Origin of the sequence: Xanthomonas sp. A1809, assembly GCF_017746015.1 — a bacterium.
Classification (GTDB): Bacteria; Pseudomonadota; Gammaproteobacteria; order Xanthomonadales; family Xanthomonadaceae; genus Xanthomonas; species Xanthomonas euvesicatoria.
In genome coordinates this window covers 361,555-386,612 of record NZ_JAGHWZ010000005.1, presented here as the reverse complement: position 1 = coordinate 386,612, position 25,058 = coordinate 361,555, and the positions used below count along the sequence as shown (strand labels likewise).

Annotated in this window: 17 protein-coding genes; 11 read left to right on the top strand and 6 right to left on the bottom strand. The window is 63.9% G+C overall.

Going from position 1 to position 25,058, the window contains the following annotated elements; genetic code table 11:
- Positions 1-165 precede the first annotated feature (165 nt).
- From J7396_RS08100 to J7396_RS08080, 5 genes are all read left to right on the top strand, one after another.
- Positions 166-2,175, top strand: a complete 2,010-nt coding sequence (locus tag J7396_RS08100) for a M1 family metallopeptidase (protein WP_209261274.1) — start codon at positions 166-168, stop codon at positions 2,173-2,175.
- 1,037 nt (positions 2,176-3,212) lie between these two features.
- Entirely contained in the window at positions 3,213-6,371 is a 3,159-nt protein-coding gene (locus J7396_RS08095; RefSeq protein WP_039417391.1) for a TonB-dependent receptor, read from the top strand.
- Between the two features lie 325 nt (positions 6,372-6,696).
- Positions 6,697-7,455, top strand: coding sequence for a SapC family protein (locus J7396_RS08090; RefSeq protein ID WP_011348172.1), 759 nt, complete (start codon positions 6,697-6,699; stop codon positions 7,453-7,455).
- Positions 7,456-7,459: 4 nt separating this feature from the next.
- Positions 7,460-8,506 (top strand): cupin-like domain-containing protein, encoded by a 1,047-nt coding sequence (locus J7396_RS08085; protein ID WP_209261273.1) that lies wholly within the window; start codon positions 7,460-7,462, stop codon positions 8,504-8,506.
- A gap of 40 nt (positions 8,507-8,546) precedes the next feature.
- Positions 8,547-10,064, top strand: coding sequence for a tryptophan halogenase family protein (locus tag J7396_RS08080; RefSeq protein WP_033478687.1), 1,518 nt, complete (start codon positions 8,547-8,549; stop codon positions 10,062-10,064).
- A 302-nt stretch (positions 10,065-10,366) separates the two neighbouring features.
- On the opposite strand, the gene J7396_RS08075 is transcribed toward J7396_RS08080, so the two are convergent.
- The 3 genes from J7396_RS08075 to J7396_RS08065 form a co-directional block, all read right to left on the bottom strand.
- Positions 10,367-11,374 (bottom strand): MBL fold metallo-hydrolase, encoded by a 1,008-nt coding sequence (locus J7396_RS08075; RefSeq protein ID WP_209261272.1) that lies wholly within the window; start codon positions 11,372-11,374, stop codon positions 10,367-10,369.
- A gap of 136 nt (positions 11,375-11,510) precedes the next feature.
- Positions 11,511-11,909, bottom strand: coding sequence for a hypothetical protein (locus J7396_RS08070; RefSeq protein WP_209261271.1), 399 nt, complete (start codon positions 11,907-11,909; stop codon positions 11,511-11,513).
- 413 nt (positions 11,910-12,322) lie between these two features.
- Positions 12,323-13,720, bottom strand: a complete 1,398-nt coding sequence (locus J7396_RS08065) for a trypsin-like peptidase domain-containing protein (RefSeq protein ID WP_209261270.1) — start codon at positions 13,718-13,720, stop codon at positions 12,323-12,325.
- A gap of 541 nt (positions 13,721-14,261) precedes the next feature.
- Here J7396_RS08065 and xopAP point away from each other — a divergent pair.
- On the top strand, positions 14,262-15,476 hold the full coding sequence (gene xopAP, locus J7396_RS08055; protein WP_244669594.1) for a XopAP family type III secretion system effector: 1,215 nt from the start codon (positions 14,262-14,264) through the stop codon (positions 15,474-15,476).
- Positions 15,477-15,577: 101 nt separating this feature from the next.
- Here xopAP and J7396_RS08050 read toward each other — a convergent pair whose 3' ends face one another.
- Together J7396_RS08050 and J7396_RS08045 are read right to left on the bottom strand one after the other, a co-directional pair.
- A complete protein-coding gene (locus tag J7396_RS08050) occupies positions 15,578-15,751 on the bottom strand; it encodes a hypothetical protein (RefSeq protein WP_223866282.1) in 174 nt (57 codons plus the stop codon).
- Positions 15,752-15,827: 76 nt separating this feature from the next.
- The gene (locus tag J7396_RS08045) at positions 15,828-17,210 is read right to left on the bottom strand and encodes an APC family permease (RefSeq protein ID WP_209261269.1); all 1,383 of its coding nucleotides are present in this window, start codon (positions 17,208-17,210) and stop codon (positions 15,828-15,830) included.
- Between the two features lie 192 nt (positions 17,211-17,402).
- Here J7396_RS08045 and J7396_RS08040 point away from each other — a divergent pair, with 192 nt between their 5' ends.
- Positions 17,403-18,167 carry a LuxR family transcriptional regulator gene (locus tag J7396_RS08040; protein WP_008573033.1) on the top strand — a complete coding sequence of 255 codons (765 nt, stop codon included), beginning with the start codon at positions 17,403-17,405 and terminating at the stop codon, positions 18,165-18,167.
- A gap of 380 nt (positions 18,168-18,547) precedes the next feature.
- On the top strand, positions 18,548-19,489 hold the full coding sequence (locus J7396_RS08035; RefSeq protein ID WP_008573030.1) for a proline iminopeptidase-family hydrolase: 942 nt from the start codon (positions 18,548-18,550) through the stop codon (positions 19,487-19,489).
- Between the two features lie 309 nt (positions 19,490-19,798).
- Here the strand turns inward: J7396_RS08035 and J7396_RS22515 are convergent, their stop codons facing one another.
- Positions 19,799-20,272, bottom strand: coding sequence for a hypothetical protein (locus tag J7396_RS22515; protein ID WP_014090705.1), 474 nt, complete (start codon positions 20,270-20,272; stop codon positions 19,799-19,801).
- A 13-nt stretch (positions 20,273-20,285) separates the two neighbouring features.
- Here J7396_RS22515 and J7396_RS08025 point away from each other — a divergent pair, with 13 nt between their 5' ends.
- The 3 genes from J7396_RS08025 (at position 20,286) to J7396_RS08015 (ending at position 24,952) form a co-directional block, all read left to right on the top strand.
- Positions 20,286-21,347, top strand: coding sequence for a pectate lyase (locus J7396_RS08025; protein WP_209261268.1), 1,062 nt, complete (start codon positions 20,286-20,288; stop codon positions 21,345-21,347).
- 398 nt (positions 21,348-21,745) lie between these two features.
- A complete protein-coding gene (locus J7396_RS08020; RefSeq protein ID WP_057680702.1) occupies positions 21,746-23,134 on the top strand; it encodes an amino acid permease in 1,389 nt (462 codons plus the stop codon).
- A gap of 588 nt (positions 23,135-23,722) precedes the next feature.
- A complete protein-coding gene (locus tag J7396_RS08015; protein WP_122272504.1) occupies positions 23,723-24,952 on the top strand; it encodes a dipeptidase in 1,230 nt (409 codons plus the stop codon).
- Positions 24,953-25,058: the final 106 nt, after the last annotated feature.

The following is a 25,058-nucleotide window of genomic DNA, read 5'->3' as shown; positions in this document are numbered from 1 at the left end:
GTCGCGCGGGCGCTCTGCGCGTGCGGTGCGTGACTGGGCCTCCACCAGAGCAGCCATCGGCGGCCACCTCCCAAACCTCAGGCAGCCGCAACCGGGACCAATGGCATTCCCGCGCGCGGCAAACTGCGCCGTAGGATGGGAATTCCCTCCGCCGCAGGATTTCGCATGACCCCCACCGTGCGCCGATCACTCACCGTTGCATTGTCGCTGGCCTGCGTCGCTGCGCCGGCGCTTGCCGCTGCCGCGCCAGCCCGCGCCGCTCTCGCTGCCACGCCTGCGCCGGCAAGCGTGTTCGATCCGCTGGCCCTGTTCGCGCCCCTGCAATTGCCCGACGCTCCGAATAGCTACCGCAGCGGCAGCGGCGTACCTGGCCCGGCGTTCTGGCAGAACCGCGCCGATTACGACCTCAACGCGAGCATCGACCCGGCAACGCATTCCCTCAGCGGCGAGGCCGCCATCACCTACACCAACCACAGCCCCGACACGCTGGACGTGCTGTGGCTGCAACTGGACCAGAACATCTACCGCGCCGATGCGCGCGCTGCCGCCAGCCGGCCGCTCAAGCGCAAGGAGTTCACCGATGGCATGCAGATCGCCAGCGTCGAGATCGATCAAGGCGGGCGCCGCCAGCCGGCGCGCTTCATCGTCGACGACACCCGCATGCGGGTGGATCTGCCGCAACCGCTGGCCGGGCAGGGCAAGGCGCTCACCGTGCACATCCGTTACCGCTACACGATTCCCGGCACCTGGGGCGGACGCACGGCGGTCAGTGCCAGCAAGCAAGGCGAGATCTACGAGATTGCGCAGTGGTATCCGCGCATGGCGGTGTACGACGATCTGCGTGGCTGGGACACGCAACCGTATCTGGGATCGGAGTTCTACCTGGAGTACGGCAATTTCGACTATGCCGTGACCGTGCCGGTGGGCTTTCTGGTCGCCGGCTCCGGCGCGCTGACCAATCCGCAGGACGTACTCAGCCGCACCGAACAGCAACGCCTGGAACACGCCCGCAGCAGCGACCGCACCGTGCTGATCCGCACGCCTGCCGAGGTGACCGCAGGTACGGCCAAGCCGGCGGGCAAGGGCACGCAAACCTGGCGCTTCCACATGGATCACACCCGCGACGTCGCATTTGCCGCATCGCCGGCGTTCGTCTGGGATGCGGCGCGCATCAATTTGCCGGGCGGCAAGCACGCGCTTGCGATGTCGGTGTACCCGCTGGAAGGCGTGGGCGCAGACAAGTGGAACCGCTCTACCGAATACGTCAAAGGCGCGATCGAGCATTTTTCGCAGTGGTATCCGTATCCGTGGCCGGCAGCCATCAACCTGGGCGGCTATGGGGCCGGCATGGAATATCCGGGCATCGTCTTCGATGGTTTCGAAGACGGCGGCAAGGACCTGTTCTGGATCACCGCACACGAAATCGGCCACACCTGGTTCCCGATGATCGTCGGCTCCAACGAGCGCCGGCATGCGTTCATGGATGAAGGTTTCAATACCTTCATCGACGTGTATGCATCGGATGCGTTCAACAAGGGCGAATACGCGCCCAAGCGCGATTCGGAATATGCGCCCAAAGGCGGCAACCCGGTCGACGAAATCCTGCCGTTACTGGCCGACACCCACGCGCCGACCTTGATGGACAACGCAGATTCCACCAGCGAGACCTATCGCCATCCGCTGACCTACTTCAAGGGTGCTCTCGGCCTGGTGCTGTTGCGCGAGCAGATCCTGGGACCGGCGCGTTTCGATCCTGCATTTCGCAAATACATCGCCACCTGGGCGTACAAGCATCCCACGCCCTCGGACTTCTTCCGGCTGATGGAAAGCGAAAGCGGTGAGGACCTGTCCTGGTGGTGGCGCGGCTGGTATCTCAACAATTGGCAGCTGGACATGGGCATCGCCGACGCGCATTACGTCGACCACGACCCGGCCAAGGGAGTGCAAGTCACATTGCGCAGCCGGCAGAAGTTGGTGATGCCGGCGACCCTGCGTGCGGACCTGGCCGATGGCAGCCACCTTGACCGACGCATTCCGGTGGAAACATGGCTGCAGACCACTACCCCCACAGTCACCGTGCCGACCACCCAGAGGGTGCTGCACGTCACCTTGGACCCGGACCATGTGCTGCCAGATGCCGACCGCAGCGACGCGCGTGTGGACATCACCGGCTGAGCATTACGCGAGCGGGGGTGCCGACGTGGCCGCAGCGCGGTCGCGTCGGTGGCTGCGTGCGGCAACCGCCGACGAAAACGGAAACAAGCGCCTGCGTTGATCACCGGGCGAGCGCAGCAGTTGCCCGGCATCGCTCGGCAGCAGACGACGTGGCTCCTGTGCGATGAGGATGGGTTCGCCCGACGACAAATTAGTGCGCCCGTTGTCTGCCCGGACGCGGCGCAATCGATTGCGAAGCGTGCACCGTCTTCTTCGCGCGCAATGCGTGTCGCTGCACTGACACACAGGCGACGTGCAATCGGCAGGCGCATGCAATGCGTTGCCGCGTCCTGTGCAGCGCCGACTTCGACATGCGCAATCCAGACGCGCGGCACTGGTCGTGAACCCAGGTTTGCGCAATCGCCGCATTCGACTCCATTGCGACACGTTCATTGTGCAAATTTCGCCGTTCGACCCGACGGTTTTTGCGTAATGCCGTGATAACGCTTACAGCCCCGCCAGCATTGAAAACCGCATGCGGGCTCAAGCGACTGCGGTATCGGCTGTAACAGTGCACAGCCATCACTATGCTGCAACGCACGGTGACAAGCCCTTTATGCCCTGACTAGGCTGCGCGGCATGTTAGCGCTATCACTGGCTGACACGTCGTGCAAAGAACCTGCAACAAACGCAACAATGGCGTGGCAACGCCTTTGCTGCGGCGGGTAGACGTGCACGCACATCGCAGGTCGACGGTCGAAGGGGCGATCGGCAGCCTGCGTGCTAGGGGACAGATCGAGGGCAACTGAGACAACGTCAAGCGGTTGTTGCGTGGTGCGTGGTGCGTGTGGCGCGGTGCAAGGATGGAGATGCCATCAGGACATGTCCGATCCAGGCGCCGGCTGCGCCCGCACGACAAATGCATGGCGTTGGATTGGTGGCTCCAGCAGTTGCAGCAGCGTTGGCCACGGCCTGTCGGGCAGTGGCCACGATTCCGCCGTATCGCATGCCGCGATACCGGCCGTTGGCGGTTGGACTCCACTCCCGAGGACACATCGATGCGTCGTACGTTGAACAGCTTCAAGTCGAAGGCCATGTTCACCTTCGTTGGTGGCCTGTTGGTCATCAATCCCGCTTTTGCGCAGGATGTCGCTCCGCCGCCTGCACCGGCGCCGCAATCCAGCAGTGATTCCGCCACCACCCTGGATGCCGTCAACGTGACCGGTATCCGCAACAGTCTCAACCAATCGATGGGCATCAAGCGCGATGCCGCCGGCGTGGTGGATGCGATCAGCGCCGAAGACATCGGCAAGTTTCCGGACACCAACCTGGCCGAATCGCTCCAGCGCATCACTGGCATTTCCATCGAGCGCCGTGATGGCGAGGGCGCGCAGGTCACCGCACGCGGCTTCGGCCCGCAGTTCAACACCGTCACCCTCAACGGCCGCCTGATCCCCGGTGCCGATGCGTTCGGTGCGCCCGGCCAGACGCCGATCGGCGGCGTGGATGTCGGCACGCGCGCGTTCAACTTCGCCCAGCTCGCCTCCGAAGCCATTACCGGCATCGAGGTGTTCAAGACCAGCCGCGCAACGGCGCCCAGCGGCGGTATCGGTGCGACGATCAATATTCAGACCGACAAGCCGTTCAATCACGATGGCGTGGTGGCCAACGCCGGTGCCAAGATGGTGTCCGACCGCTCCGAGCCCTTCGGCGATTCGCTCACCCCGGAAGTGTCGGGCATCTTCAGCTATACCAACCCGGACAAGACCTTCGGTATCGGCTTGAGCGCCAGCTACCAGAAGCGCCATGGCGGTTCGGTCCAAGCCACCGAAAACACCTGGAACATCCAGCGTTGGACCGGTACCGACCCGGCACTGCGCCCGGACGCGGTGGTGACCAATGCCCCGGCGATCGGCCAGTTGTATGGCATGCCCAACGATCTGCGCTACGCATTCGCCGATTTCCAGCGCGAACGCATGAACGGCCAGGCGGTGATGCAGTTCGCACCGACCGACAGCCTGACCCTGACCCTGGATTACACCTACTCGGCCAACGAAATTCGCGAAGAGCGCGGCGAGCAGGGCATCTGGCTGCAGCGCGCCAACAGCTTTACCGATCTGACCTTCGATACCGGCCAGGCCGTGGCCACGCCGGTCTATCTGCGCGATGTGCCCAATGGCGCGAAGGACTTCGGCATGGAACAACAGCGCAACGAGCAGAAGTACACGCTCGGCTCGCTGGGCTTCAATGCCGACTGGCAAGTGAGCGACCGCTTCCAGTTGAGCTTCGATGCGCATAACTCCAAGACGCAAAGCTTGCCCAACGACCCGACCACCGGCGGCAGCGCGACCTACTTCAGTTTCGCCGGCACCAACAACTGCACCAATGGGCCGTACTGCGGCGGCCAATGGGGGCAGGAATTGTGGTTCAACAATTCCTTGCCGATCGGCGCACGCACCTGGTATCCCACTGCGGCCGATTCGCTGGCAAACACCAATGGCGTGGTCAATCCCGCATTCACGCCCGCCGAGCTCGGCTCGCAGGTGCTGCGCATTTTCTATCAGAAGCAGGTGACCGAAACCAAGGAAGGACGCCTGGACGGCAAGTTCGACTTCGACGACGGGCGCTTCCAGTTTGGCGTGAGTTCGACCAACACCACCATGCAACGCCGGGTCAGCGAGACCAACTCGCCGCTGGGCGATTGGGGCGTGGCCAATGCAGGCAACGAGCCGGGCATGGTCGCATTGCTGCAACCGGTGAGCATCACCGGCATGTTCAAGGACTTCAATCCCAGCGGCGCGGCGTCCAGTGCATGGCGTGGCGATGCCGATCAGCTGGCGCTGTGGGGCGGAAGCCAGTACGGCGCAACCACGCGCTACAACCCGCAATACACCGCAGACAACCGGGTGGAAGAAAAGACCCGTGCGGCCTACGTGCAGTTGGAAATTGCCGGTGCCATCGCCGGGATGACCACCAATACGCGGCTGGGTCTGCGCTACGAGCGCACCGACGTGGAGTCCACCTCGCAGGTGGCCACGCCCACCGCGCTGCTGTGGCTGTCCAACAACGACTTCCAGTTGATCCGGTCTACCGACCAGCAGCCTTTCAGCGAGAAGACCAGCTACAACTACGTCCTCCCCAACATGGACTTCAGCATCGATTTCACCGATTCGCTGAAAGGCCGTGCCTCGTTCGGCCAGACCATCGCGCGCGCACCGTACAACAATCTCATCGCCGGACCCACGCCCAACACGCCCAACGGCTCGATCCTGATCAACCCGTCCAACCGCGCCGGCGGCGACTCGCAGACGCCCACGCTCGATCCGTTGGAATCGGACAACCTCGATCTGGCATTGGAGTGGTATTTCGCCGACGCCAGCTATGTGTCGGCGACGTTCTGGAACAAGCGCGTGAGCAATTTCATCGGTAATACCGTCACGCGTGAATCGCTGTACGGACTGACCGACCCCACTTCGGGGCCGGATGCCCAGGCCGCGCTGGCGTTCCTGCAAAGCGGTGCCTGCGCCGCACAGGTGGGCGCGGCCGGCAACGATGTCGCGGGCGCGTGTTCGGCCAACGACACCTCGCTGTTTGCGGCCATGGCACTGCTGCGCAATGCTGCTGCCACCGGCGGGCTGAGCGCCTACAACGGCAGTTCGGCGCAAAGCCTTGCGTTGGAGAATGCCTACGATATCGCCGGCAATGCCTCCGACCCGCTGTATCAGTTCGATGTGTCGCGGCCGATCAACCAGAACAAGGCCAACATCCACGGCTGGGAACTCGGCGGCCAGTACTTCTTCGGCAGCACCGGCTTCGGCATCTACGCCAACTACACCATCGTGGAAGGGGATGTGGCGTTCGATAACACCGTGATCGATCGCGATCAGTTTGCCTTGCTCGGTTTGAGCGACACCGCCAACGTCATGCTGATGTACGAGAAGTATGGCTGGAGCGCACGCCTGGCCTGGAACTGGCGTGACGAATACCTGATCGCTGCCAACCAGGACAATGCCAACCGCAACCCGTACTACGTCGAGCCGTATCAGCAGTTCGACCTCAGCGTCAGCTACGCCTTCAACAAGCAGCTGTCGGTGGGCTTCGAGGCGATCAACCTGACCGGTGAAGACGTACGTTGGCACGGCCGCTCGGAGAAGCAGATCATCCGCCTGATCGACCAGCAACCGCGTTACACGCTGGGCGTGCGGTACGCGTTCTGATCCACCACGCGTTGTTAGCCGTCAATCCTGCGGCCGCCATCGTGTGATGGCGGCCGCAACCGGTTATTGCGCCGTTGCGCGCGTACGGTCTGCAGCCGCGTTTGCCGCAGTGCTCGCGCCGTCGGTGTGTGGGCGAACAGCCTTGCAATGCGCACGCATGCGCCACGCGCCGGTCTTCGGCGCCATGCAGTGCGTTGCTGCCCTGCGGCTTGCCGGCGCACGCATTTTTGGCAATGCTCAGCATCGATAAGCACGCGGGGAATGCGTGCGCCCGAATTCCCTCATGACTGCAGCGCTCCGCGATGGACGGCTGCTGGAGTTTCAGATGACGCGATACGCAGTGCTCAACAACGTGGCGCATCACGACCTGCGCGTGATCCTGCGCTTTGGTGCGCAATTCGGCGACGCGGTCGGCGTGGTGCCGGCCTTCGTCACCGAATATGCCGAGCTGCAGCGCGAGTACCCGCTGTTCTTCCGCAAGGATCCGGCCGGGAGTGGTTACCAGCCGGTGGCGCTGCTGGGCTTCGCACAGGATGAAAACCTGTTCCTGCAGGACGGGCGCTGGAATGCCAGCTATCTGCCGGGCATCGTTGCCAAGGGGCCGTTCCTGATCGGCTTCCAGGAGCAACACGTCGATGGGGCCCTGGTGCAGGAGCCGGTGATCCATGTCGACCTGGAACATCCGCGTATCAGCCGCAGCGAGGGCGAGGCGGTGTTCCTGCCGCAAGGCGGCCATAGCCCGTATCTGGAACACATCATCGGCGTGTTGCGCGGCATCCGCGATGGCGTGGACGCGGGACAGGCGATGGCGGCCGCCTTCGACGCGCTCGGCCTGATCCAGCCGGTGCGGCTGGACGTTGCGCTGGATGCCAGCCATGCCACGCAGTTGCAGGGCTTGTTCGCGATCGACCGCGAGCGGCTGGCCGCCCTGGATGCACAAGCGCTGCAGCAGTTGCATCAGGCCGGCTATCTGGAAGGTGCCTTCCTGATGCTGGCATCGCTGCACAACGTGCGCCGGCTGATGGCCGAGAAGCAGCGCCGCCTGCAGCAGTCGCACAGCGCCCCTGTTGCCGCGTACGCCTGAGCGTATGGCCGCACGTGCTACCGATCTGTCCGTCGCTGCAGGCGCCGCCATCGCCGAGCGTAGCGACTGTGATCCTGAGGTATTGTCGCTGCCCGCACTTTGCCAGGCCGCCGAGCCGGTGGTGCTGCGTGGCGTTGCGCGGCACTGGTCGCTGGTGCAGGCCGGGCTGCGCGGCGCCGATGAGGCCATGGCGCTGTTGCGCGCGCACGATACCGGCCGCCCCCTGCAGTATTCCTATGGCGGCCCGGAGATCGGCAGCCGCCCGTTTTATCGCGACGATTGCAGCGCGCTCAACTTCCAGGTGCAGCGCGGCAGCGTGAGTACCTTGCTGGATGCCATTGCGGCACATCGTGACGACCCGCAGCCGCCCACCTATTACCTGGCCTCGTTGCCGGTGGACGCCAATCTGCCAGGGTTGCGCGCCCACAACGATCTGGATGTGGCTGCCAACGGCAGCCCCGTGCAGCCCAGCATCTGGATCGGTAACCGGGTGATCGCTTCGTGCCACTACGATGCGCTGGACAACCTGGCGTGCTGCGCGGTCGGGCAACGGCGCTTTACGCTGTTTCCGCCGGAGCAGGTCGCCAATCTGTATCCGGGTCCGCTCGATCCTACGCCGGGCGGGCAGGTGGTGAGCATGGTCGATTTCGCCGATCCGGACCTGCAACGCTTTCCGCGTTTTGCCGATGCCTTGCCGCATGCGCGCAGCGTGGTGCTGGAGCCGGGCGATGCGTTGTTCATTCCCAGCATGTGGTGGCACCACGTCCAATCGCTGCAGCCGTTCAACGTGCTGATCAATTACTGGTGGAGCAGTGCGCCAGCGCACTTGCCCGCCGCGATGCCGGCGCTGTATCACGCGCTGTGGGCAATTCGCGACCGTCCGGCAGCCGAAAAACAGGCATGGCGCGCGTTGTTCGATCACTACGTGTTCGGCCCTGCCGAGCAGGCCGGCGAGCATCTGCCCGAACCGGCGCGCCATGCGCTCGGCCCCATCGACCCCATGCTGTCGCGGCAGCTGCGCGCCATGCTGATCGGCAAGTTGAACCGCTGATGTGCAGCACCGCCCTCAACCCATGCCACAGGAGTGCGCAGTGACTCAGGCTCAGATTCGCAAGGTGGTGATCGCCGGTGGTGGAACGGCCGGCTGGATCGCTGCCTGTGCGCTTTCGCATCAATTCCGCAATTTGCTTGACATCACCCTGGTCGAGTCCGAGCAGATCGGCACCGTCGGTGTGGGCGAATCCACGGTGCCGCCCATCCGCACCTTCCACCGGTTCCTGCAGATCGACGAGCAGGAATTCCTGCGTGCGGTGGCAGGTACCTTCAAGCTGTCGATCTCGTTCGAGCATTGGCGCCGCCAGGGCGAGCGCTACATCCATCCATTCGGCATCACCGGGCAGAGCACCCTGGTGTGCGCGTTTCATCACCTGTGGCTGGAAAGCCAGCGCCGCGGCATGCCGGGCAGCTTCGGCGATTACTGCCTGGAAACGGTGGCCTCGCGCGTGGACCGCTTTGCGCTGCATGGCGAGCCGGCGGTCAATTACGCCTATCACCTGGATGCGGCGCTGTATGCCAAGTTCCTGCGCGCGCGCAGCGAGGGCTGCGGCGTCAAGCGTGTCGAAGGCAGGATTCAGCAGGTGACCGTGCAGCCGCACAGCGGCGATGTCGCCAGCCTGGTGCTGGAAGACGGGCACGTGATCGAAGGCGATTTGTTCATCGATTGCAGTGGCTTCCGCGGTCTGCTGATCGAGCAGACCCTGCACACCGGCTACGAAGACTGGAGCCATTGGTTGCCGTGCGACCGTGCGGTGGCGGTGCAGACCGAAGCCCTCGGCCCACCGGTGCCCTACACCCGCGCCATCGCGCACGAAGCCGGCTGGCGCTGGCATATTCCGTTGCAGCATCGCGTCGGCAACGGCCTGGTGTTTTCGAGCAAGCACCTGTCCGATGACGAAGCGCACGCCAAGCTGCTGCGCGATGTGGCTGCGCCTGCCGTCAAGGAGCCGTGGATGGTGCCGTTTCGCACCGGCCGCCGGCTCAAGGCCTGGAACAAGAATGTGGTCTCGCTCGGTCTGGCCAGCGGCTTTATCGAGCCGCTGGAATCCACCAGCATCCATCTCACCATCTCTGCAGTGGTGCGGCTGCTGGCGCTGTTTCCGGCCGACGGCATTGCGCCCTCGCAGGTGCAACTGTTCAACGACGTCAGCCGCGCTGAAATGGAGCACGTGCGCGACTTCGTCACCTTGCACTACCACGCCACCCAGCGCGACGAACCGCTATGGCAGCAGTGCCGGCAGATGGAACTGCCCGAGTCGCTCGCGCTGCGCCTGCGTGCCTGGCGCGAACGCGCGCACGCCTGGCAGGGTGCCGATGAACTGTTTCGTGTCGATTCCTGGACGCACGTGCTGATGGGGCAGGGCATTGCGCCCGAGCAGCATCACCCGTTGACGCGCGCATTTTCCGACCACGACCTGCGCCGCCTGCTCGACGGTATCGCCCAGCCGATCCAGCACGCCGTGCAGCAGATGCCCTCGCAGCAGGACTTCATCGAGCGCTACTGCAAGGCAGGCGAACAGGTGTGGGGGATGCGTAGCCCGGTGCCTGCCTAGAGCGGGTCATGCACCTTGAGATGAGGTGCATTGCCCATCAGCGGAGGCGTGCGGCGTCGCGGTGCTTGGCGGCTTGGCTGTGGCGTCAAGGCAAGCCGCGCGGCGCGCACTCCGTGCTGCTGGCGGCCAATCCTCCGGGAAGCGCCCTGTGGCGCACCGAGACCGCGTTGCACGCCTTGCCCAGGCGGCCAGCCTGGACAAGGCGCACGCCTTACTCGACGCGCTACACGACGCCTCGCACTCCCTCAACGTACATAACACGCTCTGGGGCCGGCATTGGATCGCGGCGGGCGGGCGCAGTGCTACAGCCGCATCAGATCCTTGCCCACCACGATCGGCCCGGTGTAATGCTTGCGCGCGCCTTCGCTCCACATCGCATCGGTGATGGACGCATCGCCGCCGGGGACGAAGTGATTGAGCACGAGCATCTTCGCGTTGGCCGCAGCCGCAATCATGCCGACCTCTTCGCTGGTGGAGTGGCTCTTGAGCAGATGGTCGAGCAATGTGGGTGCGTTGTCGTTGGCCTTCAGCATCGTCTGCAACGCCGGCAGATACATCACCTCGTGCACCAGGACGTCGGTGTTCTTGGCGAACTCGGCCAGCGCGGGCAGGTAGCGCGTATCGCCGGAAAACACCACGCTGCGGTCGGGCGCCTCGAACCGATAGGCGAAGGCCGGCTTGAGCGTGTAATGGTCCACCAAGGTGGCGGTGACGGTGACCTGATCGTTCTTCAGAACGGTGCCGGGCTGGTCGAACTCATGCACATGGATGAGTGCTTCGAACGGCGGGCGGCCTTCCTCACGGATGCGTGCCTGGATGTCGATGGCATTCATGGCGACAAACGCGTCCACCATCCTGGCGATGCCGGGTGGGCCATACAGATGCACCGGCGTCTGCAGGCCGCTGGCCCAGGCCAGCCACACCACGTTGAGCAGATCGGCGTTGTGGTCGGAATGGTGGTGGGTCAGAAAGATATCGCGCAGCATGGGCAGTCGCATGCCGGCCTTGACCAGTTGCTGCGCCACGCCGTTGCCGCAATCGATGAGATACGGTTGCCCGTCGATGACCAGGGCATTTGCGGCCGCGGCCCGCAATGGCGAAGGTGTCGGGCCACCCTTGGTGCCCAGCAGCACCAGCACGCTGCCCTTGGCCGGAAAGGGTGCAGGCGGCGCGGAGGCGGGCTTGGCGGATGTTCGTCGTGCCGGCGGACGCACAGCAGCACCGAGCTGCCCCACCGCAGTCAGCGAACTCGCAGCTAATGCAGTGCGTAGCAGCGTGCGGCGGGAGCGGGAGGGATGGGATGCGGTCATTGCGGCTCGTGTCGATGTGCGTGGGTTGGGTGTCGATGCAAGTCTGCGTGCTGTACACACCATACGGCAGGCGTCGCTGGCAGCGATCCGCAACAGCGGTTGGGGCGCTATTTTTTCGCTGCGCCTGCTGCCACGCTCAAAATTCGTGTGCAATGAATTCATCCAAGGCCGGCGAACGATAGAACGCCATGCATTGGGCGAAGATGCGATTGAACGGGCCGCGGCGCGCTTCGTCCTTCATCGGGATTTCGCGCTTGTCAAAACCCGCCGTGTTGGCGTCGACAAAGCGATGCAGGCGGTCGGTCGCGCCGACCTTGGCGTTGTCCATCGCATAGGTGGTCAGCAGATACGAGCGGTCGCGTAGCTGATCGGGTGCGTACTTGCCGCTACGCGTGTAGTTGTTATCCAGGCACCGCTGCAGCGCATAGGCCTTGATGTCCTCGCGATCAGCCGGCTTGCCGGCCGCCAGGGCGGGGGCTTGCAGCGCCAAGGCAACAAGGGTGATGACCAGCAGTGGGGCACGTGCGCGAACCATGGGCGACCGTTGTGAAGGAACAGGCCCCATCAGTCTGCATCATTGCGACGCTCGCCGCCGCTCGCCGCCGCTAGTGCGCCGTTGGTGCAGTCGACGTCAATCAGGCATTGCCCGATTGGCCGAAGTGGATCTGGTACACCCATCGCGCCGGCAACCGCACACCGATCAATGTGTTGAGCGAGGCTGCAAAAAAACAGCCCTGGAGCGATGTCTCGCGCTAGCACGTCACGCTGTTGCCGTCAGTGCGTGGCAAGAAGATGGTGGTGGCATTGGACAGCCTGCGGACACTTCAGTGCACGGATCAACGCATGCACGGTCGCTGAGTCGAAGACGCATCGCCCGGCAAACGGATTGCCCGGCGATGCGCGATCAAGCGTGGCAGGCACAAGGTCGCCTGCCACGCGGCTTACCGCTTACTGGCCGAAGTAGGTGGAAATGGTGGAATACACGTCCGATAAACGCGAGTAGTAATCCGGATCGGTCTGCGCGCTACAGAACGAATAGCCGCCATACAGGCCGCCACGCAGCTGGTAGGCGCCACCGCTGGCAACGGTGAACAGGCCCGAGCCGGACGAGCCGCCTTCGGTCACACCGTCGCTCCACACCACGCGATAGAGCGGGCTCTTGCCATCGATGGAGCTGCTCAGTGCATTCACCGTGCCCAGCGAATACTTCTTGACGTCGCCCGATGGGTGATGGATGCCGACAATCGAGGTGCCGGTGGAACCGATCGCCGCGCTATTCCACGCTGCATAGAACGCGCCGCTTGGCGGTGCGGTCTTCAGCTCCAGCAATGCGGTGTCGCGCGTGGTGTTGGCATGCCGCAGGAACGCGCCGCCCGTCAATGTGGTTGCCTGCGAGCTGACCGTACTGCCATTGCAGCTGGCCGCATCGTAGAACCAGTAGGTCTGCAGCGTGTTGGCCACCGTCTGCGTGCTGATGCAATGCGCCGCGGTCCAGAACAGGTTGCGCTTGGGCGAATTGGTATTGTTGAGCAGCGTGCCGGTGCACAGGAACGAGCCCTGGCTGGTGGTGAACACCATGCGTGCCACCGCCTTTGCGGCGCTGGTGAAGCCGGTCGTGGGGTTGGCACGGCAGACGATGTCGTTCTGACAGGAATCGCTTTCGCCGATGGCAATGGTCATCATGTCGCGCGGGCTGGCAGTGGGGCTGATATCCAGATGCGACAGCTGCGGAATGCTGAGGCTGAAGTTTTCCGGATACAACCCGGCCGGCAGCGACAGCTCGACCAGCAGATCCTCGCCACTCACCGTCGGCGACCAACCGATATCGTTGCCGCTGGCAGCAAAGCTGGCGCCGGATTGCTCGAACACGCGACCATCGTTGCCGGCAAAGCGCAGCGTCACCTTGGATGGGTCGCCAGGCGTTGCACCGGCGCCACGCAGTACCAGCGATGCACGCAGCGACGCCGCCTGTGCGGAGCTGACTTTGAGACTGGCCACGCGCGAGCCATCGGGAGCCATCTGCCAATCCAGCTTGGACAGGTTCACCGTCGGCTGTGTCACCGCACGCGAAAAACCGATCTGCAACGGCTGCCCATGCTTGACCTGTGCAATACGACGTTCGCGCACACGACCCATTTCGGCGCTGGTAGGTGCGGTGAGCTGCACCACGCGCGTGGGCAGAACGCCGCCGCGTAAACTTGCCGACTGCAATGTGGCCGCACCAAGCTTGGCCGCCTGCGGCGCGGTGGCGACCGGCGCTGCATCCATCTCGGTCGGCGGGGCGGCCGCTGCGGTGCCGGAAACAGCGGAAAACAACGCCAGATACATCGCGTTCTTGCGATTCATGGGTAGTCCTTCTCGTCAGGGATCGTCAGGCTGCAGCGGGGGCTGCAACAAGCGGGCGCCATCGTTGGCGCCGAACGAGCCTAGCGAAACTTCAAAGCTGAATATGTGCTGAAAATCTCGTTCGGGAATGAAAGGTCGTGATCGATACAGTACCCGCGCGCGTCTGTCATCCACTGGGCCGTCATGCCGTCGGCCCCGGGGCTCCCAGGGCGGCCATGTTGGTTCTAGTCAGCAGGTGCAAGTCCAGCATCCAGCTGCGCAGTGGCAGCTTGGTGTGTTCAATCCACGTCATGGTCGTGGTAGCGATCAGCGCTCCTAGGGCCTCGGGCGACCTCACCCCGGCCTTGAGGGATGCACAGCGATGGTGGAGCCAGTGAATCCTTCGTTCGTTTTTACGGCGGTGGACGACATCTCTGGCTGCGTGCCAGGTGGGGATATAAACAGAATCTCTGCGCACTCACCTGAAACATGTCGCATGCGACCCACCTCAACTTCTTTTCCAAGTCTGCCGCACGCGCAATCGCGCGACGGCGATAGCGACATGCCTGCCTCCGCGACCGCTTTCCCCTGGCACGCGCGCGACAGCGCCAGTGCGTTTCCCGGTCTCAGTGCTGCGCCGGTCAAACGCGGACGTAACGCGACACGATCAATCACGGCAGGTGCCTGGCGGTCATCTGGCATGTGTCTGCCGCAGGTAGATACCCAGGCATGCGATCTCGTCAGCGCGATTTCCCAAGTGGATCGTGCATCGGCGCAGCCGCACGGACAGGATCCGCAATGGGAAATGCGCTGCCGCACTGTGCTCGAAAGCATGCGCGCATGCGCAGGCGAATCCTACAAGGGCGATCCGGCGACGGTGGCTGACATCGATGGGTTGCATCTGAATGTGCCGATGTCCACGCGGCGGTTGAAACTCTGGGAGCGAGAGACCGACGATGTGATTGTGGCGGTGCTGGGTTTTTCCGGCACATGCCTGAATGCGACCGACGATCTGTTATGCGATATGAAAAGCCAGATCGCACAGGTACACGTCAACGTATTTGACGAGCGCCTTCCGACCTTGGGCAGGGTTGGAGCAGGCTGGCAGGAATGGTGGCAGTCCGAAGCTCAGTTGCCGCGCGCCGACGGAACCGTCATGAAGGACGTGTTGAAACGCTACACGAATCGCGCGCGGGAGAGCGGCAAGGCGTTGTCGATGTCGTTGACGGGACACAGTCTGGGCGCAGCAGCGGCCACGCTCGCCGGCTTCGACATCACGCACTTTCTGCGCGCGGCCGGAGCCCCGGGCAAGATCAGCATTTATTCATTCAATCCACCGCGCCTCGGGCCAGCGGGCGCCGACACACACTATATGCAAAGCTTAAGATCGAACGACAGCGAACTGCGATTCACGCTGCGCCAGTTTACGCGCGCCCTGGATCCGATCCAGTCGGTGCCCTTTTTCATGCATCACCCGCACTGGGATCACCCCGGGGCTGCTGACGAGCGCGCCGGCAGCACCAGCGGTGATTGCTTCGCTCAGTTCATCACCGTGACGGACGGCCCGGCCAGCACTGTCAACCTGGCGGACAATCACGAATTGACGTTGTGGCGCTCTTATTTCCTGTGCAAGATCGAGCCGGGCGATCTGCAGCGCATCTTTTCTCCCATGGAAGTGTCGCAGGGAACATCCGAAGACCGGCGTCTTTCCCGCAGGCAATTGTTCACCTCGTGGCTGCCGTACCGCCAGCCGCCGGCCACTCGCCGGCCGGATTAGATAGCCGGCAATAAATTGCAAATGAGTTTTCCAGGCCAAGAGAGAGTTTCTAAATTTTTGATTGATCCTGACTCCTGGCCACGAAGATCGCTCGCTGCACGTCAAACCGGCTCCAGGCACTGCTTGGACTGCAACATGCCCGTGGCAAGTCGTGGCAGCGCATCGTGAAGCGGATCGACGGTGAGCGATCGTCCATCTCTGCAAGTCAAGCCTTGTGTATTTGCGCTGATGGCGTGATGCACCACCTTGATGACGTGTTTGAGGTTGCCCAGCACGAGATTGATCCGTCGCACACCGCAGCACGGGTGGGCCAGGAGCACGCCGGCACAACAGACGGTGCTGCTGTTGAGGCTATTCCAGCGCGTCGCTAGCGCGCAATTCGGTGGAGCGTCCGCTGAGTTTCAGAAACGCCAGGACCGTCAGCCCCACCGCCATCCACGCAGCGCCGCCCAGTTGTGCATGCAGGTCGGCATTGAGCAGGACGTAGGCCAGGATGACGATCCCGATCAGGGGCACCACGCCATGCAGCACACGCCGGCCGTGGGTGCGGAAGTGCCACAGCACTGCGATATGCAGCAACACGAAGGCGGTCAGTGCGCCGACGTTGCACAAGGACGACAGCAGCGCGATCTGCCCGACGAAGACTTCGCCCAGTACCAGGCTCAGGCCCGCCACCAGCAGGATCGCACGCTGCGGTACGCCGGTGCGCGGGTGGATGTAACGCAGAAAGCCCGGCAATTGCCGGTCGCGCGCCATGGCGAACAACAGTCGCGACGTGGCCGCCTGTGCAACCAATGAATTGGCGATTGCCGCGCTGATCGCCACCGTGAGCGCAATGACAATTTGCAGCCATGGCCCGGCGATCAACCGCCCGATCTCGAAGAACGCATCGTTGGATGCCTGCGGGCTTGGGTAGCGCTGCAGGGTAGGCTGCAGCAATGCCGCCAGCCAGGTTTGCAGGATGAACAGCCCTGCCACGATCAGCAAGGCCAGCAAGGTTGCGCGCCCCACCACGCGGTTGCCGCCGCGCGCTTCCTCGGACATGGTGGAGATCGCATCGAAGCCGAGGAACGACACCACCGCCACCGACAACGCGCTGAAGATCAGCTGCGGAGAAAACGCCTGCGGGTTATACAGGGGGCGCCAGCTCCAGTGCGCGCCATTGACGCCGCGCTGGATCGCCAGCGTCGCCAGCACCACGAACATCGCCAGGACCAGCAACTGCGCAAGCAGGAAAAAGCGATTGGCGCGTGCGGTGGTTTCGATGCCACGCAGGTTCACCACCGTGTTGAGCACCACGAAGAACCCAATCCACGCCGGCTGCGGTATCGCCGGCAATACGGTCTGCATCGCATTGGCGCCGACCACGTACAACAGCGTCGGCACCAGCAGGTAGTCGAGCAGAATCGCCCAGCCAGCCAGAAATCCCATGCCGCTGCTCAGCCCGCGCCCGACATAGGCATATACCGAACCGGCCACCGGAAATGCCTGCGACATCTGCTGGTAGCTCAGTGCGGTGAACAGCATTGCCACGAAGCCGACCAGGTAGGTCAGCGGCACCATTCCGGCACTGATGTCGAAGACGCTGCCGAAGATCGAGAACGGCGCCGTGGGCACCATGCACACCAGCCCGTAGATCAACAGATCCTTCAGCGTGAGCTGCCGCTTGAGCTCCTGTGCGTAGCCGAAGCGTTGCAGCGTGGCCGCATCGTCGCGGCGGGGCGTGTCGGTCATGCAGGTGTCCGTTGCAAGGAATGCCGGCACGCAGCGCAAGCGCCCGGACGACCTGAACGCCCGTCGCGTGCTGCCGCCATGTGACCGGCATTGTGACGATAATGTGGCCGACAAGCCCATCCATTGGTAAAAGTGCTAGGTTTTCCATGCTGGATGTCATCTGCTGGCAACCACCGGTACCGAAGGAGCACCATGTTCGACATTCTGGCCAGCCTGGGCTGCGATCTGCAGGCACTGCAGACGCTCGATAGCTGCCTGGACCGGGTATTTCGCGATGTCTGCGCGCTCGGTTTCCAGTCGCTGGTGTACGACTATGCGCCGGTGCCCCTGAGTCTGGAGGGAGCGCTGATCACGCCAACGGTGTTCATGCAGCGCAATGCGCCGGGCGATATGCAGCATGTGTGGTGCGAGCATGGCTACTACCAACATGACCCTGTTCAGCAGCGTGCAACGCGGCGTACCACGCCATTCGTATGGTCGTACCGCACCGACGGCCATTGCGCGGGCGTGGAATATGTGGGGGGCCAGCACCGGCAAGTGACGCGCTATCTCTGCGATAGCGGCATGGGCACCGGTGTCACCGTGCCGCTGCATTTGCCTGGTGGCGCATTTGCCACCTTCAGCGGCGCGATCGATGCCGCCGCTGCACAAGCGCCGCGGTTGGCCGAAGCGCAGGTGCTGCCGTTCCTGTTGCTGGCGCACGCCTTCCAGGCGCGCGCGCAGGAGTTGCTGGAACCGCAGGAACGCCGCTGCCACCACATCGCGCTGACCCGTCGCGAGCGCGAATGCCTGCAGTATTCGGCAAAAGGCCTGACGTCCAAACGGATTGCCGCGGCACTCAACCGTTCAACCGCCACGGTGAACCTGCATCTGAATTCAGCCGCGCGCAAGCTGGGCGCCCGCAACCGCGTGGAAGCGGTGGTGCGTGGTATGCACTATCGGTTGCTGGAGCCATAATTTTTTTCGAGCGTGCCTGCGCGCTGCGGTACGCGCGGCTTCGCGGGTTTCGGAGCGGCAGAGCGCACATGCCATGTCGTTTCCTTGGCGCGACCCACCTGTGTTCTGAACGCTGATCTGTTGTTGGTCCGAATGGAGTCCAGTGGCGCTGACAGATGCGATAGATGTGCTGATTCGAACTAGCTATTTCGATCCAGGAGCGATGTAGAGTCGCGCGATACCCGACGCATTCGGCGATGCGAGGCGTTCGATCGAACCGGCTATCGGCCAGCGCCAACCGCGCATCCGGGCGCGCCCAAACCTGTGAAATTTGCCAGTTAACGCCGCTCGGCGTGCTCGCTAGGCTCGGGGCTCATCATTGCCGTAGGCAGGCGCAGGTCATGCAGTGCACCGAGGGTTACGTCGAATTCCGCGGCTACCGTACCTGGTACCGCATTACCGGCGACCTGTGCGCAGATGCCTGCCCGCTGTTGGTGCTGCACGGCGGCCCCGGATGCACGCACGACTACGTGGACAGCTTCAAGGACCTGGCGGCCAACGGCCGCGCGGTGATCCACTACGACCAGCTGGGCAACGGAAACTCCACCCATCTGCGCAATGCCGAGCCAGGCTTCTGGACAGTGGGGCTGTTTCTGGACGAGCTGCAGACGTTGATCGCGCATCTGGGGCTGTCGCAGTATGCATTGCTGGGCCAGTCCTGGGGCGGAATGCTGGCCGCCGAGCACGCCGTGCGCCGGCCGGCCGGCCTGCGAGCGCTGGTCATCGCCAATTCGCCCGCCTCGATGGGGTTGTGGCGCGCGGCTGCGCTGCGTCTGCGCGCGCGCCTGCCTGACGATATCCAGGCCGCATTGGACGAGCACGAAGCCGCCGGTACGCTGGACCATCCGGCCTACCGCGCAGCCAGTCAGGTGTTCTATGCGCAGCACGTATGTCGCGTGCTGCCGTGGCCTGCCGAGGTCGCGCGGACGTTTGCCGCCATCGACGCCGACCCCACCGTGTATCACGCCATGAACGGCCCGACCGAATTCCACGTGGTGGGCAGCTTGCGCAACTGGAGCATCATCGAGCGCCTGCACCGCATCACCGCACCCACGCTGGTGCTCTCTGGCAAGTACGACGAAGCCACGCCGGAAACCGTCGAGCCCTATGCGCGGTTGATCCCGGATGCGCGCTGGCACGTGTTCGCCAACTCCAGCCACATGCCGCACGTGGAAGAACGCGCGGCGTGCATGCGCCTGGTCGGCAATTTCCTGGACGATCAGACACCGTGGCCCGGTGGACAAATGCTGCGCTCCTCAGCACTGGCCAATCGCGCTGTCTGAGCGTGCAGTGTGGTGTGGCGGTGGCCAGCGGGCCGATCAACTGCACTGCGTTTGGCTGCCTGCCTGCCGCGATGATGTCGCTGTGGGTGGACACCATCAATCCGTGCCTGCGATAGCGGCCCTGCAGCGCTTGCGTGCTCGCATCGCTGCACGCGTGGCGCTGCGCGCGTTGTTCCGGGCAGCTGTGTCGATGGAGGTTCGCGCTTTGACGCAAGCCCGTTTCGGGCCGCCGGCGCACGATGATGCGCGAGCGTCGCAGTGCACATGCCGCAGCGTGGGAGATAACCCAGCTATCGGCAGGCAGGCACGTCAGCGCTCTGATGCGCCGCGACGGCGCTGGCGCGCGACAGCTTGCGTTTGCATCTTCGTGCCGATGTAGATGCAGTGCTGCAATGCATGACTGCATTGCAGTTGGCCAGCTGCCATCGCCAGGCATGCACTGAGTGCGCCCATGCCTGTCGCTGCGTCGGCACGTGGATCGTCACGGTTGCAGGCGCAATCGCTCTGCACGCCCGAACGCCTGCGCATCGCCGGCGTCTGCAGCACATGCACACATGCGTCGATCAACACAGGGCTATCGCATGGCATTGGCGTGTCCTGTCCCGGCTGTCCTTGGCTGTCCCTTTTGCATGTCCCGGAAAGAGAACACCGCGGTGTGTCTAAGTTTCGAAGATGAATAATTGTTTTATGTTTTAAATCGCGCGAAGAATGCAGCCCCCCACGCATCGCCTTGCCGTTGTCGTCGCCACTGCGCAGGCGGCCGGCATTGCTTGTCGACTTCATTGGGAGAGGCTCCATGATCATCAAGACGCTACACGGCGCACTCGCGCTTGCACTGTCCGCTTGCGCCGGGGGCGCGATTGCCGGCCCGGTCGGTTACGGTGCGGCCACTACCGGCGGCGGCAACAAGACGCCAGTCAACGTGGCGACGTTCGAAGCAGTGCAGGCCGCCATCGACAACTATTCCGGTAGCGGCGGACTGGTGCTCAACTACACCGGCCAGTTCGACTTCGGCACCATCAAGGACGTGTGCGCGCAATGGAAGCTGCCGGCCAAGACCGTGCAGATCAAGAACAAGAGCGATGTCACCATCAAGGGCGCCAATGGTTCGTCGGCGAACTTCGGCGTGCGTGTGGTAGGCAACGTGCACAACGTGATCATCCAGAACATGACCATCGGCTTGCTGCAAGGCGGCGAAGATGCCGATTCGATTTCGCTGGAAGGCAACTCCAGCGGCGAGCCGTCCAAGATCTGGATCGACCACAACACCATCTTCGCCTCGCTCACCAAGTGCTCCGGTGCAGGCGATGCCTCCTTCGATGGCGGCATCGACATGAAGAAGGGCGTGCACCACGTCACCGTGTCCTACAACTATGTCTACAACTATCAAAAGGTCGCGCTCAATGGCTACAGCGACAGCGACACCAAGAACTCGGCTGCGCGCACCACGTATCACCACAACCGCTTCGAGAACGTGGAATCGCGCTTGCCATTGCAGCGCCGCGGCTTGAGCCACATCTACAACAACTACTTCAACAATGTGTTTACCTCGGGCATCAACGTGCGCATGGGTGGGGTGGCCAAGATCGAGTCCAACTACTTCGAGAACATCAAGAACCCGGTGACTTCGCGCGACAGCAGCGAGATCGGCTACTGGGACCTGATCAACAACTACGTTGGCAGCGGCATCACCTGGAGCACGCCGGACGGCAGCAAGCCCTACGCCAATGCCACCAACTGGGTGAGCTCCAAGGTGTTCCCGGAGTCGCTGGGCTACATCTACACCGTGACGCCGGCAGCACAGGTCAAGGCCAAGGTGATCGCCACCGCGGGTGCGGGCAAGAACCTGGCGGAGTGACCGGTAGCGCCCGGAGTCGCCAATGAGCTGTAGAAAGCGCTGGTCAGGAGGGCCTGGGCGGCGCACAGCAAGCGCAGCGTTTCCGGGGGACAAGCCGATGACGAGTAGCGGCCGTCCATCCGGAAGCTGCGCACATGATGGCTCTTGGCTCTTGGCGGCATCGAGGCACGTCCCCGGCTTGTTCGGGGATGTGCTTTGCCCGACAGGTGACAGGCGCGCGCTGCATCGGCCGTCAGGTGACGGCGCGCACCGGCAGGTTGCCGGGCGTGGCTGCTGCACACCCGCGCGCAAGGCGCGATCGCGAGACATCGCCACTCCTTCCCCGGGCTGGCGTCAAGAGGCGCGGCAGGCGCTGCGACGCGGTATCGTGTCGCGATTCCATCCATGCAAGCCTGTCCATGCCGCTTCCGACCGATTCCGTTGCTGAGACCGCTGCGCCCGCCGCGCCTGCATTGCGCCATGCGCTGAAGCCGCGGCAATTGATGATGATGGGCCTGGGCACGGCGATCGGCGCCGGGCTGTTTCTGGGTTCTGGTGTGGGCATCCACGCGGCCGGGCCGGCGGTACTGATCTCGTATCTGATTGCCGGGGCGTTGGTCATCATCGTGATGAACGCGCTGGGCGAAATGGCCGCCGCCAAGCCGGCCAGCGGGGCATTCTCGGTGTACGCCGCCGATGCGATGGGCCCGACGGCCGGCGCCACCGTGGGCTGGCTGTGGTGGTTTCAGGTGGTGGTGGTGATTGCGGCCGAAGCGGTAGGTGCCGCCGGGCTGCTGGCCACGGTCTGGCCGGCGTTGCCGGTGCCGTTGCTGGCGTTGCTGTTCATGGCCACGTTCACTGCGATCAATCTGCTCGGCGTGCGCAACTTTGGCGAGTTCGAATTCTGGTTCGCCATTCTGAAAGTGCTGGCGATCGTGGTGTTCCTGCTGATCGGCGTGGCGTTGCTGGCGGGCTGGTTGCCCGGAGTGGCATCGCCCGGGCTGTCCAACTTCACCCAGAACGGCGGCTTTGCGCCCAAGGGCCTGGCCGGTATCGGCTCGGCGTTGCTGGTGGTGGTGTTTGCCTTCGGCGGCACCGAAATCGTGGCGGTGGCCGCCGCGGAAACCGCCGACCCCGGACGTAGCCTGGCGCGCACCATTCGCACTGTCGCCTGGCGCATCCTGGTGTTCTATATCGGGTCGATCAGCGTGATCGTGGCGGTGGTGCCGTGGACCAGCGCCGCGCTCAGCTCGCCGTTCGCGGCCGTGCTGGAAGTGGCACGCATTCCCGGTGCCGCCACGGCGATCACCCTGGTGGCGGTGGTCGCGCTGCTGTCGGCGCTCAACGCCAATCTGTACGGCGCCTCGCGGATGATCTTCTCGCTGGCCCAGCGCGGCGAAGCGCCGCGGCTGCTGGCCAGGACCAGCGGCGAGCAAGTGCCGCTGGTGGCGGTGATCGCCAGCGTGTTGTTCGGCTTCGCCGCCGCAGCGCTGGAGTTGCTGTATCCGAACAAGGTGTTGCCAATGCTGCTCAACATCGTCGGCGCCACTTGCCTGCTGGTGTGGACGATCTCGCTGGTATCGCAACTGATCTTGCGCGCCCGCGCGGACCGTGCCGGCCTTGCATTGCCGTTCCGCATGCGCGGCTATCCGTTTCTGACCGTGCTGGCGCTGGTCATCCTGTGCGTGATCTTCGTGTTGTTGGCCTCTTCGGCCGATACGCGCGCGCAATTCCTCTCGATGGTCGCGCTGACCGCAGTCATCGCAGCGGTCAGCGAAGTTGCGAGGCGCCTGCGTGCGCGGATGTGAGGGATTGGAAGCGTGGCAGTACGCGGTGCGTTGTGTGCGCTGGCGGGCGTGTCAGCTGTAACCGGCGGCCAGCGCTCATGACGCGAGTGCAACCGGCAATTGCCCCCGTCGTTGCTGGCGACATTGATGTGTTCAGGCGTCGGCCTGGCCACGGACCACGGCATCAGCGCAGTGCGTCCGCAATCTCGCACGCACACTAACCCACCTGTCCAGGAGCCGCTGCGGTTGCGCAGCAGTTCTGTCAGCTGCTCTTAGCCGATATCGGCGGGCTCCCCATCCCGGCATGCGGCATCGTCGCCAAAAGCCTCCGGGCCCCGTCGATTCCTGGTGAGACAACGGCCGGTCCAATAACGAAAAAACCCCCGCACCGACGCGGTGCGCTGCGAAACGAGAAACGCGTCAGCAGTCCTGCGTTTTTCTCTCGGGCCGGGCACTCGCCCCGGGGATCTGACGGTCCAGTTCGGTTATTCTCCTTTGGACGCACATGCTCCACCCACCAGGGCGCTCGAAGAATAGCGACCGGATCTTCAACGCGGAACACGCGCTTTTATTGGCGACGTCGTCAGACGTCATTGCCGGGGTTCGCCCATGCATGCAGTTTCCTCCGACAATCTGGCCGACGTGGCCCCGCCGCTCACGCTGGAAGCAGTGCATGCGTTGGCGTGTCCGGTCGATACGCATCTGGATTCGCTGTATCTGTCGCGGCTAGGCGGCTTCGATTTCTGGAAGGGCGATTGGAAAGCACATCGGCGTTCTCCGATCCTCTGGTTGATGTCCAAGACCTCGCCGCGAGGTCGCAACCAACCGCTGATGTACCACGTGAGCGGCCCGGACTTTCTCGCGGGCGGCTATGGCGGTGCGTGTTTCAGCGCCCATGCACTCTGGGAAAACCTCATCGGCGTGCCTTTTCTCGACCCCTGGAAACACTGGGTGGAGCATCGGCGCTATGTCCAGGAGATGGTGGCGGCCAGCGGCGGGCGAATGCGGCTGGCACGCAGCGCCGCCGAGCTCCGCGCGATTCGCGCAGCGGGTCTGTGCAGCGCCATCCTGTCGTTGGAGGGGGCGCACATGCTGGGACCACGCGGGCACCGCAGCCAGGCGCTGCGGCTGGCGCGTCTGGACAGTGCGGCCAAGGACGGCGCCGCCTATCTGACGCTCAATCATTTCAGCCATACCGACATCTCCCAGGCCGGCTATGCATCGCTCAATCCGTGGCGCGAGAAGAAGGGCGCGGGGCTGACGGCGTTTGGCCGGCAGGTGGTGGAGCGCTGCATCGATGCCGGGCTTCTGGTGGATCTTTCGCATACCTCGAGCCAGGGGATCCTTGACGCTTGCGGCATCTGCATCCGTCGCGACGTGCCGGCCTTCGTCTCGCATGGCGCATCGCGCAGCGTCACGCGTGGTGTGGAAACGCGGCCCTCACGTCACTTGGACCGGGCGCTCGACGATGCGGCGATCCGTGCCATCGTGCAGACCGGTGGCTGCATCAGCGTCATCCTGGCGCCGTACTTCTTGCAACACGCCTATCTGGCCGATGGCACGCCGGACATGGATGCCGATCTTGCCTTTGTCGTTGGGTATTACGAAGCGTTTGCCCGGCAGATTGCCGCCATGGGGATCGTCGAAGATCCATGGAAACACCTGAGTTTTGGCAGCGATTTCGATGGCGGCATTTCCAGCCTGCCGACCGGGATGCGCAGCGGGGCGGATCTGCCCAAGCTCACGCAGGCGATGCTGGATGCCGGCTGGCCCACGCAACGCATCGTGGATGTGTATAGCGGTAATTTTCTGCGGATCTGGGAGCGGGTGCGGCCATAGCGTTGCCGCGGCCTGGCTCTGGGACGCTCGGCATGGCCGGTCTTGCACCGCCTGTCGACGCGCACTGCCCAGCAGAGGCGGGCGGTGTGGCGTACCGCAGTACAAG